We start from the raw sequence: 14,469 nt of genomic DNA on the forward strand, positions 1-14,469 counted from the left end.
GATGTCAGGTATCAGGTTTTGGAAAGAAACGGTGCAGCGTGTCTTAAAGACTAGAAGAAGTCGATTCGATGATCTTCGTGCAGTTGCACGATTGCCTTCTTCCAGTCGGCGGTGCGACCGTATCGCATTTTGTAACGTCGCATCTTGCCCTTGCGGGTTTGAGTGCGAACCTTTTTCACTTTGACACTGAACAGTTCTTCGACCGCTGACTTGACGTCCAGCTTGGTGGCGTCGCGGTGAATTTGAAAAGCGTACTGGTTGTTTCGCGAGGCGCGGTGAACACCCTTTTCAGTGACCAGTGGACGCAGCAATACTTGATGCGATTCCAACTGAACACCTGGAGAGGGTTCGGCAACTTCGGCGGTTGTGTTGTCTTGAGTCATCGTTTTCTACTTCGCTTGTTGGTTTCAGTTCGCCGAGGTTTCGTGAACATTCGCGCTGAAGCTGCCGTCTTTGATTTGGTCTAGTGCTTCCCGCGTGATCAACATTCGCTTCGGCTTCAGCACCGACAACGCGTTCAATTCGCGGACTGGTTGAATCGCAACCCCAGTGATGTTGCGACCGCTCTTGTAGACCATAGGGTCGGTTGCTCCGGTCGCGACTAGGGTGGTCACGTTTTCCAGACCAAGTGCCTTCAATACGCCAGCCATCTTCTTGGTCGCAGGTGCATCGAAACTAAGCTTGTCGATTACAACGATTTCACCGTCATCGATTTTGGATCGAATCGCCATGCGAGTCGCCAATCGCAACGCCTTTTTGTTGAGGCGGTAGCTGTAATCGCGTGGCTTGATCGTGCGAGCAACACCACCACCGACTCGGACTGGCGAGCGACGACTACCGGCCCGTGCGTTGCCGGTGCCTTTTTGGCGGTACATCTTCTTGGTCGTTCCGGAAACCTGCCCACGGGTTCGCGTATTGTGCGATCCTTGGCGTTGGTTTGCTTGATACATAACCACGGCGTCGTGCAGCAGTTGCTTGTTGACGCGGTTTGCGAGCTGTTCGGTGTCGATTTCGTACTTGCCGACTTCGCTACCGGTTTCGCTGTAGACAGTTAATGATGCCACTGGATTAGCCTACCTTGTTCGTTTCGGAGATCGTTACAAATCCACCGTTAGGGCCGGGAACAGCACCGCGGACGAGAATCAAGTTGTTCTCGGCATCGACGCGAACCAATTCCAGGTTGCGAGAGGTTGTCTTGGCGTTGCCGTATTGGCCAGCCATTCGCTTGCCCTTGAACACGCGGCTCGGGTAAGCACTCATGCCGGTACCACCAGCGTGTCGGTGACACTTCTTTACACCGTGCGAAGCTCGTTGGCCGGCGAAATTGTGTCGTTTCATGACACCTGCGAAGCCGCGACCTTTGCTGGTGCCGGTCACGTCGACTTTTTTGACTTCGGCGAACTGGTCGACCGTAACGACCGCGCCCACTGCCAGTTCGGTGTTGCCACGGAACTCACGAACGAATCGCTGCGGTTCGCAGTCGGCCTTGGCTGAAATTTCAACGCCAGCGGACGATCGCTTCTTGGACCGCTTGCTTTCTAGCTTGGCGACGTGGCCGCGTTCTGAACGCTTTGCCAAGCGACGTGGCTTGTCTTCGAAACCTAACTGAACGGCTTGATAGCCATCGCGATCTTGACTGCGGACCTGCAGTACATGACAGGGACCGGCCTGAATCACGGTCACGGGGACTGCCCGGCCGTCTTCCAAGTAGATCTGAGTCATCCCGACTTTGCGGCCGAGGATTGATGGTGACATAGCTTCTCTTCGCTCCGGTTTTGCGGAGCGTCCGTCGTTCGTGTTGATTCCAAAGATTGCCCTAGTCGAACTTTCGATTAACTGGCGATCGTGCCGAAGTCGTTAGATTGCCGTCCTGAACGGACAGACAGTCGAACTGCCAAGGAGACCACCGCAAACCGAAGTTGTCGACCAGGCTTCCGTTCATCCGGAAACCACTCGTGAAGTAACTTCGCGTTGGTGTCGACTGTCCTGCGTTGCCAGGGCGGCAATGCCAAACAGCCGGTACAAAAAACTTACCAGCCTAAAACTACCGAGCAGACGCCTTGATTTTGATGTCCACTCCAGCCGGCAGGCTTAACTTATTTAGCGCTTCGATCGTCTTGGCTGTCGCCTGGACGATATCGATCAATCGTTTGTGTGTTCGAATCTCGTACTGTTGGCGAGACTTCTTGTTTACAAAAGGACCCGACAGGACCGTGTATCGCTCGATGCGAGTTGGCAACGGAATCGGGCCGTGAACCTCACTGTGGGTTCGCTTCACCGTGTCGACGATTTCTTGTGCACTCTGATCCAGGACGGCGTGATCGTACGCTTCCATACGGATCCGGATGACTTCGCTTGCTCCAGCAGACACTGATGGATGACCGGTATAAATGAGGTTGTAAACTTAAATCCACTAGCGACAGAATTGGCGGCTGTGAGTTGAACCTCACTGGCATCCGGCCCGAATCGCTAGCTCTGGCGAGCCAATCTCGCCATGGGAGAGCGGAAAATGTACGGTCGGTTGCTAAATGCGTCAACGGCTGTTCGGCTTTTGGTAAGAAAAGTTTTCGAATCAGTTCAGATACTTAGATGCGGCGGGGTAAATGACGGGGAATAGCGAGTTTGGCGGGGCGGTTTCGTCGTGGCCTTGGCGGGTTGTGATGATGGGGACGGCAGCAATTCCGCTGGGATTGTTGGTGGTCGCGGCGATGTTGACACCCGATCTGGACGGTTTGGGGACTCATCAGCAGCTGGGTTTGCCCCCATGCTCGATGCGAATGCTGTTTGGGATTCGATGTCCCGCGTGTGGAATGACCACGTCTTGGTCGCATTTCACGCGTGGGCAGTGGCCGAGCAGCTTGCAAAGTAATGTTGCGGGGTTTTTGTTGGCGGGGTTGGCGGTTGCCTTCTCTCCGTTTGCAATCCGGGCGGCCTATTCCGGGAAAATGCCGCCTTGGACGGCCCAGAAGTATGCGACGATCGCGCTGGTGGCGATCGGCATTGTTGCAGCCACCGAATGGCTTGCCCGCTTGGCCCTGGATTCCTAGATGGCAAACCAAGCTTCGCCGACCTAGTGTCGCTGGCTGGCTTGTTGCAGCCTCGCCGGCTTTTTTGAAATCAGTGTGGCGATGATTGGCGATTACTTCGTATGACGCGAAGTGAATACTCACTTTGAGCCGGATCCATGGAAGGAAATGTCGCAATGACGACTGCCAGCACTCAATTTACTGTCCTCGCTCGTCGCCGATTCTTTCAGGCTGCTGCCTTGGCTTCGGTCGGAGCCGTTTCGTTGGTTCAAACCGGATGCTTGGGATTGGCGTCGAATTTGATGCACGCCGTCGGGATGGACATGATCCCGGCCGAATACGAGGGGTTCGAAGGATCGACCGTGGCGATCATCACGTTGACCGACAGCAGCCAATACTCCAACGACGTGGCGGCTCGAGATCTGAGTCGCCGGGTCGGCGAAGTTTTCATGAAGAAGGTCAAAAAATGCCAGCTTGTCCGCGAGGACTTGGTCGAGCAGTGGCGTGACGAACACGGCATGGACTCGGTTGACTACCAGGCAATTGGAAAAGGCGTTGAGGCTGAGAAGGTCTTGGTGATTGACATGCATGACCTGAGGCTTCGTGACGGTGCAACGTTGTATCGCGGTCGCGCCGATGTTTCGCTAAGAGTGTTTGATGTTGAAACAGGCAACCTGGTGTACTCGAAATCGATGGACGAATACATGTACCCCACCTCCACCGGCCAGCACACGAGCGAGACCACCGAAACCAGGTTTCGGAAGCTGTATCTGAGCATGCTGGCTAACGAAATTGGCCGCTCTTTTCATCCCTACGATCTGAACGAGCGAATCGCGATCGATAGCAAAATCGCTAGTCAGTAAGTAGCGCCCTGGGGCGATGTCATCATGTTTCGCCTCGCTGGATTGCACCGGAATGCACCGGAGTTTTACGGTGCACGTTATGGAGGTGGCGTTACTAGCGTGCTGCCATCGCGTCAATGCTGCTGAGCATTTCAGGGTTCACTTCCAGCATCGATAACATGTCGGGAGCAGCCGGTCGAATCGGGTTACCCGGTCCTCGCAGTGATCTCAGAAACGTCAGCACCAATTCCTGGTCAGCTTTCGAGAGTGTTCGGTACTGAGTCGCTGACTGGGCCGACTCTCCACCGTGCCAGCGAATGGCTGCATCGAGTGTTTCGGCGCGGCCGTCGTGCAGATAAGGTGCCGTGTCGGCGACACCCCACAGCGGCGGTGTTCGCCATTCTCGCTGAAGAACGTCCCAGTAAAGTGTGCCGCCTTCGGTGACCGAATCCGGCAACGATCCGCGAGGAAATTTCGGTGTTTCAAGCGACTCGAACGGGTAGGGTGATGGTGAACCGCCGCCACCGTAGTACCCCGACGCAGACGCGGCTGCGAGTGTGCGGCGAGCTTGGTTCGGGGGCGATGCTTGGATGGTTGGTGACGGGCTAAACGTCGGTAGACGCATCACGGGTGCCGAGGCTCGGCTAGCGCTAAATCGACCGAAAACGCCCACCGACGCAGGCGACGGCGCTTGCAGCCACGCTCCCATGTCGTGCAGCAGTAGGTCGCTGTAAACGCCTGACGCGGGCATCATATTTTGAATGTGGCAATCGCTACAGCCGATTTGCGAGAACAGTTTTGCGCCCGCGGAAGCTTCGGGTGATCGATGCGGAACGGGCGGCGGTGGTAACGATTCCACATACCGAACCAACGACACAAGTTGGTTGCGGGTCAGGTCCATTCCGTGGCTCTGGTAGGTCGGGTCGGCAACGTCCTCGGGTTGGTTGGTGCCAGGAACTTGTAGGCCAAGTTCACCTGCGCACGCACCCTGAACGAAGTCGGCAAGCGATGGTGTTTGTCCTCGCCAGCCGAATTTTCCGGCGCCGAGACGACCGCTAATTCGGCCATTGGTTCGGCGAAACTGAGCTCGCATGACACCCTCCAATTTCGTCTGGCTGATTTGGTCAATCAGCGACAATCCGTGTAGCGCCGGTGAATTTCGCTGGCTCAGGTAGAAATCAATATTGTCATAACGACCAGCGACGACGGGTTGGTTTCCGATGGCATCGGACGTTCGGGATTCGCTGGAAAACCAGGTAGGATCGAGTCCGCCAGGTATGTGTTTTTCGATTCTCTGGCGAATGGAGTCGTAACCGGGCCGTGCGGATTGTTCGTGAACGACGACGTCCATTGCTAGTTGGCCGCTGGCCGCGATGACCGGTGGAAACAAGTGCTTCAGTCTTGATTCGACTTGGTCGGTCAATTGTTTCCGCTCGTCGTTGTCGAGGCTCCCTACGAATCGATTGCCGGCGAGCTGGTCGATGAATCGGTTGCGCGGATCCAGTGTCAGCAACGTCACGTTTCGGTCGACGCCGGACGCACCGCCGTTTTGATGACAACTTTCGCATGACGTCGCGTTGAACATTGGGCCTAGCCCGTCACCTGAACTTGCCCACCGCATGGCTGCAAATTGCGCATCTGGTAAGTTGCCTTGCTCGATCGGAGCGGCGCTTTCGTGCGTCCATTCGCGTTGGAAAATCTCGCGACCCTGGTTGATCTGGGGTTCTGTTCCAAGCGGTTCGGCGGCGCTGGCTTGTCCGCCGGTTTGCGCTGTGATCGTGGCAAAGCCAGCAAGCCACGTGGCTAGGCCCATCGCGGCTTGTCGGCATTTTGCCCGACAAGCCGTTGACTGCCAAAGAGTTTGCGAATGTCGCATTGAACTGGTCCTCTGAACGGGTGATGAGAAAGGACTCTGGTGAACCTGTTATGGCGGGTTGCGTCGCGCAGTGCAAACTTTTTTACCTTGCGATGGGTGATTGCTAGGCGTATACCCGAAGGAAGAGTCTTGAACATCACCTCCGATTTGCCCCAGTTTGCGCAGTTGCTCATGTCGCGTTTCTTTTTTGGAATGATTGTTGGCGCGTCGATGCTTTATGTCGCGATGCACTTTCACGTGGTTCGTGGCAAGCAAGGTGTCTTCTTGGTTTCCAAAATCAGCAACAATTTGTCCGACGTCTACGTCGATACTCGCGAGTTTTCGCTTTCGGATTGGCAGCAACACAAGCCGCTAGCTGCGGCGATTATGAAAAGCAATCAGACTCAGCTGCTAGAAGACTCGTCGCTGACCAGTTTTCGCTCTTCGGTTTCCGGACTGGTCGACGGTCTGTTTGGCGATCGCTAAACCATGCCCGCGGGGCCTCCCACACGGTTCGTCTTGCGCGATTGGAATCTTCGTTGCAATCTGTCCATTTTCCAATCGCGTCTAGATTCCCGCGGCAGAGGTCGATTCTGTTCTTAGACCGCGATCTCGCCTCCTCTTAAATTCCCCCCCATGATCGCGTCGTCCCCATGGCAATTGAAGGACTTGATGAATCATGTCGATGTATCGCAATCGTTATTTTTTGGCTGGTATCTTGTTGATCCTCTTGGGGATCCAATTTCGCATGGTTGATTCGTTTCTGTTGAATGAATCGACGACGCGAGCGCTCGCCCGAGTCACCAAGAGCACGCCCGTCGCCGACAATTCGACGATGTCATCGTTCTTGATGCAGGTGCATCCCAAACCGATGAAGCGAGTGACGCCGCCACGATGGCTTGGTTTGGCAATGATCGCGGTGGGCGTTGTTTGCAGCTCTCACGCGCTCGCCATCCCACGAAGCCATTCGTGATCTTTTGGCTCAGTAAATCTGAGTCAGTGCAGTCGCCGCGAAGGAACGCGAACAGGCGAACAGGGTCTGCCGGCATGACCGGCAGGCATCTCGTTTACGTGGCCCCATCCTTCGAAATGCGTTCGATTATTTATGTTTTTGTTACCTGTGATTCTGTGGTGGGCAAAAGAACCGATGCGATTTGCAATAGGCCGAACTCGTCGCGCGGTGTGCAGCGCTATCATGTTTGCCATCGCAATCACGTCTTCGCACTGGGCAACTCATGCGTGTGCCGCCGACGATCGAATCGGACGCAGCGATGAAGCCGAGCGACATAGTCCAACGCCGGTCGGCGCGAACGCTCCGGTGGTACTGCTGCGTGAAGGAACGATGGTGCCACCGACAAAGGGCAAGGTCGTAATGCTCGGTCGCCGCTGGGTATTCATCATCAATTCGCCACATACGGCTGCTGAAGACGATGGTCTGGCCATATTGGGACGCCGTCGTTCGTCTTTGTTTGCTCGTTCGTCATCGACAAGTTCTCAATCGAGCGCGGCTCGGAAGGTGGCTCAGTCGGCCGAAATCAGGCCGCGCCGAATGATGAGCGAAGTATCGTTCGCCCCACTGCGAGAACCCGCAAAGTCGGCTGCTTTGCCCGAATCCGAATCGACTTTGGTTTCGCAAGTTGCCGCTCGCTCGCCGACTCAGTTCACGCTATCGGAAAACCTCAGTCTGCAGCGCATCGTTGAATCGCTTCGTGACGATTCTTCCGATGATCAGTGGATACTGTCGGGAGAAATAAGCGAATTTCTCGGCGAAAATCGGCTGACCATTCGAACAGCCCAGCGCTCAAACGGTGACTGAGACGGTTGAGCCGCCGGCGTCATCTTCTAAAGCGAAGATCGTGCTCCTTAAACCAGCCACGCGGTTGATGATGGGGGGTGAGCGATCGTTCGCCCCCAGGAAAGTGTTGTTTGCGGATACTGCGATGCAACGCTAGGATAGCTCTAGACCATCAATGAACCGATTTTGTCCAGTCAAAGAAGGTTGTGCATGAGCGACAGCGAAATGATTTGTGTAAGCATGCAAGGGGCAGAAACAACCGTCTCTTTCTCACCCGATCATATCAATCGTACCGAGACCGCGCAAAAAATTTCGTGGGACTTGTGTGAGTTGATCGAAGACACTCAGTCCGGCGAAACGCCGCTCGATCACATTGTGTTGGACTTTCGCGGGATCGACCGCATCGGATCGGCCGGATTGAACGGCCTGATCGGAATCAAGAGCAAGGCCCGCAGCCATGGCGTGCGCGTGGTGCTAAGTAACGTGCAAGAGTCGGTTCGCGACGTTTTCGCGTTGACTCGGCTCGAACGAATGTTCGAGTTTCGTACCGTTGACGGACGCGGCGTCACGTTCGGCTAAATCTTTTGTAGCAACTTCTACTTGCTGGGCGTTACGGTGATCGTGTGAGTGACGGGCACCATTGCGTCTCGGATCGCTTTTGCCAGCGGAGTTCTGATGGCTTCCGTGCGCGTTGCTGCGGCTTCGATGTCGCGTTTTCCTTCGGCGCCGTGAAAGACTTTCTTGATCTGTTCAGTTTCGTAGGTTTGTTTCGCTGCGACTGCTTCGTCAACCTTTGCGAATGGTCTCGAGAACGGATTGCTCGGGAAAGCCTTTGGCAGATTGACACCCGCAGCCAATTCTACGCTCGAAAACCGTTGGATTTGCTCGCCCCACTGAACGTCCGCAAACTCGGATTCTAAGCCTGTGACGGTCAGCGTGAATTGGTTTAGTTCCTCGAAGAATGGAACCAGCATCATGCCCGAACGGATCATGTTTTCGTCATCGAGTGATCCTTCGGCGACCATCGGGTAGCGGTTGCTGGTGATGACGATTGTGCCAGCGCTAGTCAGTTTTGCGGTGTGTCCGTCCGATGCCGAGACGGAATCGTCGTTCATGTCGATTGTGAATTGGCCGATCTTTCCATCGATTCCCATCGCGCGTAGGTACGCGTATGCCATGATCACGTGGCCTGCCCAACCGGGGTGAATCCCATCGGCACCCGCGACTTCGTAGGGATTGTCAGGCTGGCCATATTGCTTGCCCGCCAAGACTTGTGCTTTGAACATTGGCCAAAACACGTCGGCGAAACGAACGTCTTCGCTGTTTGCAATTTCGATGCAGATGTCTCTGAGCGTGCAAAGGTTCAAGTTGTGTTCTTCGAGTGTTCCGTTTTTTGCGTTCACCCACTTTGCGATTTTCCCGGAACAGCCGGGTGATCCGACGACGACGTCCACGTCGGACGCTTTCAGTTTGCGAACGATGGCGGTGTAGTGGTCTCGGTACCAGCGTCCGTTTACCCAATCGAACGGTCGGTACCGAGCGTCGTTCATGCCATAAGACAGCGTGGCGACAGTCGGCGAGAATCGAAGCACGTCTTGTTCAAGTCGGCGAAGCATGCCGTCGGTTTTTTCGCCACTCCATCCGAACTGACGCGTTTCGATTTCGAGCTGCGGATAGCAAACCGTCAGATAGGTTTCGATCATTCGCGAGTAACGTTTTTGTTCGGTGATCGAGTCGCCCAGGATCGCCAATCGGTCACCCTTGCTAAGCAGCATTGGCCCCGGCGCGGGTGCCTTCATCGGATTGAACTCGTCGAACGCTTCGTCATCGGGCTTGGATTCGTATTCATAAGGGCCGAATACGATTGTCGGCGATATGTCTTGGGCAATTGGCGTCGCTGTGTCTTGAGCAACGCAAAGCAACGGGAACAAGCACAGGGACAACGCTATGTTTAAACGCATCATCAAACCAAACGGTTAAGGGGAAATTTCAAGGATGTAGGTCATCTCGATTTAGTTATGGTTTGTTACCGTCGGCAGAGGCTTGCGTTATTGGCTGCATCGCCCGCAACATTCCTTCGGCCTTGGACCATGTTTCGTACTCTTCGGTTTCGGGCACACTTCGCGCTGTGATTCCGCCCCCGACGGGGATTTGCCAGTATCCATGCGAGGCTGTGATGGTGCGGATCAAGATGTTGAAATCCGCTTGCCCGCCGGCGCCGATGTATCCCACCGAACCACAGTAAGCGCCACGCGGGTGCTTTTCCAGTTCGGCAATCGTTCGCATTGCTTCAATTTTGGGTGCACCGGTGACGCTGCCGCCGGGGAAGCAAGCTTTCAGCAAGTCCACGATGCTAAGTTCGGGCCGCAATTGGCCTTCGACGACCGAGACTAAGTGCTGGACATATTGATACCGTTCGACTTGGCAAAGCTGGCTGACGATGATCGAATCGTCCTCGCAGACTCGCGATAAATCGTTGCGCATCAGGTCCACGATCATCACATTTTCTGCGCGATCCTTTTCGCTGGCGAGCAGTTTTTGCGCCAGTTTTAGGTTGACGTCGTCATGGTTGGTTCGCCGCACTGTACCCTTGATTGGCCGTGTCTGAACTCGTCGGCCACGAACTTTCAAGAAGCCTTCGGGCGAACTGCTTAGCACTTGGAATTCGCCGCCGTCGTAGTACGCCCCAAGCGGTGCCGGGTTCGCATCTCGCAGTCGTTGATAGAGTTCCGGGGACCGGCGATCTGCTCGGCGAATCAATCGCTGAGCCAGATTGACTTGGAAGGAATCGCCGTCGCAAATCCGGCGCACTACGTCAGCCACCGCATCGCAAAACTCTTGCCGAGTAAAGTTGCTAGTGACGCCTTCGCGATCGGTGTCGCGTTGGTCGGCAAGCTTGGCCGCAGCGGTCGCTTCGTGAGCCGGCGCCGCAGACAGATTCGCTGTTCGTTGCTTGCTAGCCGGCGCGTTCAAAATTGCCTTGACTTGCTCAATCCGCTTTTGGGCAATCGAGACGCGTTGCTTGGGATCCGTTGCCGGCATTCCTTGAGCAACAATCCAAGCCTTGCCGGTGAGATGGTCAAACGCAATCGTCCAGTCGTACAGTCCGACCGACATTGCCGGCATCGGCAGATCGTTTTTTGCGGCGAGTCCAACTGGTTCTAACCAGGCTGCCGATTCGTAGCCGATCAGTCCAGCAATTCCACCTTGGAAGGGTGGTAAATCTGGGTTCAATTCAGTCGGCAGCCCTTCGCACCACGATTGGAGCGTCGGCCAAGGATCGGCGTCGCCGTCCGATGCAACAAGTTGTTCGATCGGGTCGGACATCAAGAACGAATATCGTCCCAGCGGAATGCCATCGCCGTCGGTGGGTCCCGGAGAGGCCGAATCGAGCCACAGGCATCCAGGCCGGCTCGACAGTCGTTCGAACGCCTCAAGTAGCGAAAATTCGGGCGTTAGGAGCTCGGCAATCGGCAGCAGGGTCGCAGTGTCCAAGGTGCTCACGAAGCCGAACGGTCTTCGCCGGAATCGCGTGGCGTGAATCGAAAATTATCGCTCTGCGAAAAGAACTCGATTGGGTTGCCGTAAACGACTTTTCGGATCAATGACTCGCTGTGTCCACGGCGACGCATCTCAAAAATCAAGTCCGGGACGGCGGTGGGTTTGCTCGGTCCCCAGTCGCCGGCCGAGTTGGCCAGCAATCGTTCGCCCGCATATCGTTCGATCATATCGGCCGACCGCTCGGGCGTGCATTTGGTGACCGGATACAGCGTCATGCCGGCCCAGAATCCACGGTCGAGTACTTCGCCGATGGTGTGTTCTTCGACATGGTCGACCAACACCCGCGATGGATCGATCCGCGAATCATCGCACAGCATGTCCAGGATCATACGCGTGCCCTGGTACTTGTCTTCCAGGTGCGGCGTGTGGATCAGGATCAGTTGGTTGTGCTTGACAGCCAAATCAAGGTGTTCCAGAAAGATCGTCGCTTCGTTTTTCGTGTTCTTGTTCAGCCCGATTTCGCCGATCCCAAGCACGTTGGGCTTGTCCAGGAACTCTGGGATCATGGCGATCACTTCGCGCGACAGCGAAACGTTCTCGGCCTCTTTCGCGTTGATACACAGCCACGTGAAGTGCTGGATACCGTACTGAGCGGCTCGTTTGGGTTCGACGTCGGTCAATTGGTGAAAGTAATCGCGAAAACCGTCAACGCTTCCGCGGTCGAAGCCTGCCCAAAACGCAGGTTCGCTCATCGCCACGCATCCCATTCTCGCAAGCGTTGCATAGTCGTCGGTAATCCGAGAAACCATGTGGATGTGCGGATCGATGTAGTCCATGAAATTGCCAGAAAGGAAAGGTGGGAGCAGGATCGGTGTGCAGATTCAACAGCAGCTTACAACTGCATCGTTTTTCGCCAATCGACTTGGTAGGGTCGTGAAAACAGCTGTTGTAGTTGTTCGGCGCGGCGCGGGCTGTCGCTTCCGCAGATTTCGATTGCTGCGTTGACTTGAGCTCGGCGGTCGAACTGAGCCGATGATAGGTCGCTGGTCTGTTCGGCGGCTCGATCGATTCGGTCAAGCGTTGCAGCGACTTCAAGCAGTTTCGCTCGGACGTCCAAGAACGACTCTTCCAAAATTTGGTCAGCGGTGCGGGGCATAGTCACAGTCGAAGGGATCGTGAAAGCGGATTGTTCGGTCAGTGCCGGGTGATTCTGCTTCGATTATACCCCGATCTGACCGCCATTCGAAACGGTGCGATCCAGCGATGTTTGCGGCAACCGGTGTAGGGGTCATAACGGCTAGAGCGGTTTTTAGGACGGCGTCTACTGTTGCCGGTCATTTTCTTACCAGTCCCCGTCGGTGCGTGACGTTGTGTCACGTCATGGCAACCTAGTGTTCGGTGTCGTGAAACGGGTTGCCGTGGTCGACAGACATCGTTTTCCACGTATTGATTTCACCATGCCCGGTCTTTCTCCGACATTCCAGACGCTCGCGACGACGCGAAATGAAGCTGCCGTCGATGTATTGATGGCGACGTTGGATGATTCCAACAAAAAGCTTCGGTCGCAAGCGATCAACGCCTTGTTGATACGGACGGGCCAGCGCGCTCCCCAAATGTTGCTTGCTCGATGGAACAAGTTGCTAGAGGAGGATCTGAAACAACTGCGTGCGCAGCCCACTTGGATGCGAGACGTAATCATCGCCGCATTGAAGTCTGGTGGTGAGGGAATCGAAACGTCGATCGAGGCGGCACGATCGTTGGGTTTGACCGACGCCGTTCAAGAACTGGTCTTTCTGGCTGAAGTTAGTGCTTCACGAGAAATCCGATCAAAGGCTGGGTTAGCCGTGTTGTCGCTAGTTGCGCCAATTGGACGCGCCGCTCGCCAAGACAGATCACAGCCTACGGTGCGAGGTCCCATCTTAGCGCGACTTGCGGATTCAGTACGTCGTTTTTCGATGCACCGTAATGCGACCATGGTCGAAGCATTCTTGATGGCGTCGAGTTGGGGTGACGGCGACCTGCGAGCAATGATCGCTGAAGAAAGCGAAGCCTTGGATTTGATCTGTGATCGATTCTCGAAGAGTGAAAACCAAGGAGTGATGGATTTGTTGGCTGGATTTGTCCGCCGCAAGTCGATCTCACCACGCATTTTGGAACGCATGCAGACCTGCACCGGTGCTGGTTACCGTGACGCGTTATTATCTTGCGTGGGAACCGAACCGTCGGGCAATGTGGTGCGCAACTTGCGTGACATGGGGATGCCAAAGGCGTGTCATGGCGGCGAAGAACTTGTAACGCAAATCTCGCCCGAACGCCGCGCCGCATTGATTCACCTGTACATCACTGCGAATCAAGACAACCTCGAAACAATGCACTTGATCACGGCTGTCCTGCGACAGGGCGGCCCGGGATGCGTCTCGGCGGCAGCAATCGCGCTGGGCCGCTGCGAAGTTCCATCGATTGATTTTTGGATGCGTGCCGCCGTACCGGTTGCCGACGATGATCGCGAAGCAATCGCAGCAGATGAAAATGCGAAACTTCTAAGTGATTTGATCGAATTGCTTGAACACGACGAGCCAGCACTTGTTCGCGGTGTCCAGCGTGTGCTCGCGCCGTTGCATGCCGACGCGATGCTGCACAAGTTCCACAACCTTCGTCCTCGCAGTCGTCGTCGTCTCGGTCGCGTCGTGATGATGATTGATACGACGGCCGTTCAGCGCGTCCGAGATTCGCTTCGACATCCAGTGTTGGCGAGTCGATTGGAAGCGATCGCAATGGCCGACGCGCTCGCGATCGTTGACTTGCTTTCTGATTCGTTTACCCACATTTCTCGCGAAGATCACCAGGAAGCTCGCATGAAAGCGGCTGAAGTGATGGGCGATGCAGAAGGTGAAGAAACACTAAAGCTGCTCCAAAACATGATCGACCTGCCGTCAAGCACCGTTCGCGACGTCGCCATTGCCGCGCTTGATCGTCGCCAAAACGCCCGGTCCCGCTGAGCCAAATACATGATAAATCTTCAATACCTATCGGGCAGCATGTTGTCGTTGTTGGCCGAAACGAAAATGTCGGACGTTAGTCTGAACTATCGCGAAGAAGTTGCACCGTCCGGCATCTGGAGCGGATGGTATGTGCTGGTTCCTGTCGTGATTGCCATGGTTGCTGGGCTGGCATATCGCTTTGCTGATCGTCCGCCAGCGATCGTCAACACTCCCCTGGGCATGCTGCACGAACTTTGCCGCGTCCATCGTATCAAAGGCCGCTCGCGAATTCTGTTAGAAACGATCGCCGAAGCTGCCTCGCTTGAACATCCTGCGACGATGTTTCTAAGCAGTGGGCATCTCGATGACGCGTTTGCTCAAGCAAAGAAGCGAATCGCTTTTGACAAAAAACAAATGTCAACACTCGGGATGGTCCGTCGACGAATGTTCGCCTAGGACCGTGGCTGGG

General features: G+C 55.3%; 17 protein-coding genes. 8 read left to right on the forward strand and 9 right to left on the reverse strand.

Annotated elements, in window-relative coordinates:
• Nucleotides 1–50: 50 nt before the first annotated feature.
• From rplW to rpsJ, 4 genes are all read right to left on the reverse strand, one after another.
• Nucleotides 51–383 (reverse strand): 50S ribosomal protein L23, encoded by a 333-nt coding sequence (gene rplW, locus Poly59_RS20200; protein WP_146535884.1) that lies wholly within the window; start codon nt 381–383, stop codon nt 51–53.
• 24 nt (nt 384–407) lie between these two features.
• Complete coding sequence (rplD, locus tag Poly59_RS20205; protein WP_146535885.1) at nt 408–1,064, reverse strand: 50S ribosomal protein L4; 657 nt, start codon at nt 1,062–1,064, stop codon at nt 408–410.
• Between the two features lie 4 nt (nt 1,065–1,068).
• Nucleotides 1,069–1,722 carry a 50S ribosomal protein L3 gene (gene rplC, locus Poly59_RS20210; RefSeq protein WP_246151829.1) on the reverse strand — a complete coding sequence of 218 codons (654 nt, stop codon included), beginning with the start codon at nt 1,720–1,722 and terminating at the stop codon, nt 1,069–1,071.
• 322 nt (nt 1,723–2,044) lie between these two features.
• Entirely contained in the window at nt 2,045–2,371 is a 327-nt protein-coding gene (gene rpsJ / locus Poly59_RS20215) for a 30S ribosomal protein S10 (protein WP_145173442.1), read from the reverse strand.
• Between the two features lie 232 nt (nt 2,372–2,603).
• Between rpsJ and Poly59_RS20220 the strand changes: the two genes are divergently transcribed.
• Both Poly59_RS20220 and Poly59_RS20225 read left to right on the forward strand, forming a co-directional pair.
• The gene (locus Poly59_RS20220; protein WP_146535887.1) at nt 2,604–3,047 is read left to right on the forward strand and encodes a DUF2752 domain-containing protein; all 444 of its coding nucleotides are present in this window, start codon (nt 2,604–2,606) and stop codon (nt 3,045–3,047) included.
• Between the two features lie 155 nt (nt 3,048–3,202).
• Nucleotides 3,203–3,889 carry a hypothetical protein gene (locus tag Poly59_RS20225; RefSeq protein WP_146535888.1) on the forward strand — a complete coding sequence of 229 codons (687 nt, stop codon included), beginning with the start codon at nt 3,203–3,205 and terminating at the stop codon, nt 3,887–3,889.
• Nucleotides 3,890–3,983: 94 nt separating this feature from the next.
• Here Poly59_RS20225 and Poly59_RS29710 read toward each other — a convergent pair whose 3' ends face one another.
• Complete coding sequence (locus Poly59_RS29710; RefSeq protein WP_186776402.1) at nt 3,984–5,744, reverse strand: di-heme oxidoredictase family protein; 1,761 nt, start codon at nt 5,742–5,744, stop codon at nt 3,984–3,986.
• Between the two features lie 129 nt (nt 5,745–5,873).
• On the opposite strand from Poly59_RS29710, the gene Poly59_RS20240 reads away from it, so the two are divergent.
• The 4 genes from Poly59_RS20240 (at nt 5,874) to Poly59_RS20255 (ending at nt 8,097) form a co-directional block, all read left to right on the forward strand.
• The gene (locus Poly59_RS20240; protein ID WP_246151787.1) at nt 5,874–6,209 is read left to right on the forward strand and encodes a hypothetical protein; all 336 of its coding nucleotides are present in this window, start codon (nt 5,874–5,876) and stop codon (nt 6,207–6,209) included.
• A 193-nt stretch (nt 6,210–6,402) separates the two neighbouring features.
• A complete protein-coding gene (locus Poly59_RS20245; RefSeq protein WP_146535890.1) occupies nt 6,403–6,696 on the forward strand; it encodes a hypothetical protein in 294 nt (97 codons plus the stop codon).
• Between the two features lie 132 nt (nt 6,697–6,828).
• Complete coding sequence (locus Poly59_RS20250; protein WP_186776403.1) at nt 6,829–7,539, forward strand: hypothetical protein; 711 nt, start codon at nt 6,829–6,831, stop codon at nt 7,537–7,539.
• Nucleotides 7,540–7,728: 189 nt separating this feature from the next.
• Nucleotides 7,729–8,097, forward strand: coding sequence for an STAS domain-containing protein (locus Poly59_RS20255; RefSeq protein ID WP_146535892.1), 369 nt, complete (start codon nt 7,729–7,731; stop codon nt 8,095–8,097).
• 17 nt (nt 8,098–8,114) lie between these two features.
• On the opposite strand, the gene Poly59_RS20260 is transcribed toward Poly59_RS20255, so the two are convergent.
• From Poly59_RS20260 to Poly59_RS20275, 4 genes are read right to left on the reverse strand one after another with little or no spacing between them, the layout of a single operon-like run.
• Nucleotides 8,115–9,482 carry an SGNH/GDSL hydrolase family protein gene (locus Poly59_RS20260; RefSeq protein WP_246151788.1) on the reverse strand — a complete coding sequence of 456 codons (1,368 nt, stop codon included), beginning with the start codon at nt 9,480–9,482 and terminating at the stop codon, nt 8,115–8,117.
• A 52-nt stretch (nt 9,483–9,534) separates the two neighbouring features.
• Nucleotides 9,535–11,022 carry an anthranilate synthase component I family protein gene (locus Poly59_RS20265; RefSeq protein ID WP_246151789.1) on the reverse strand — a complete coding sequence of 496 codons (1,488 nt, stop codon included), beginning with the start codon at nt 11,020–11,022 and terminating at the stop codon, nt 9,535–9,537.
• Nucleotides 11,019–11,855 (reverse strand): TatD family hydrolase, encoded by an 837-nt coding sequence (locus Poly59_RS20270; protein WP_146535893.1) that lies wholly within the window; start codon nt 11,853–11,855, stop codon nt 11,019–11,021. The genes Poly59_RS20265 and Poly59_RS20270 overlap by 4 nt, the downstream gene beginning before the upstream one ends.
• Before the next feature lie 56 nt (nt 11,856–11,911).
• Nucleotides 11,912–12,175 (reverse strand): hypothetical protein, encoded by a 264-nt coding sequence (locus tag Poly59_RS20275; RefSeq protein ID WP_146535894.1) that lies wholly within the window; start codon nt 12,173–12,175, stop codon nt 11,912–11,914.
• Nucleotides 12,176–12,476: 301 nt separating this feature from the next.
• Here Poly59_RS20275 and Poly59_RS20280 point away from each other — a divergent pair, with 301 nt between their 5' ends.
• Complete coding sequence (locus Poly59_RS20280; RefSeq protein ID WP_146535895.1) at nt 12,477–14,018, forward strand: hypothetical protein; 1,542 nt, start codon at nt 12,477–12,479, stop codon at nt 14,016–14,018.
• A gap of 9 nt (nt 14,019–14,027) precedes the next feature.
• Nucleotides 14,028–14,456 (forward strand): hypothetical protein, encoded by a 429-nt coding sequence (locus Poly59_RS20285; RefSeq protein WP_146535896.1) that lies wholly within the window; start codon nt 14,028–14,030, stop codon nt 14,454–14,456.
• Nucleotides 14,457–14,469 lie beyond the last annotated feature (13 nt).

Source organism: Rubripirellula reticaptiva, assembly GCF_007860175.1.
Taxonomy (GTDB): Bacteria; Planctomycetota; Planctomycetia; order Pirellulales; family Pirellulaceae; genus Rubripirellula; species Rubripirellula reticaptiva.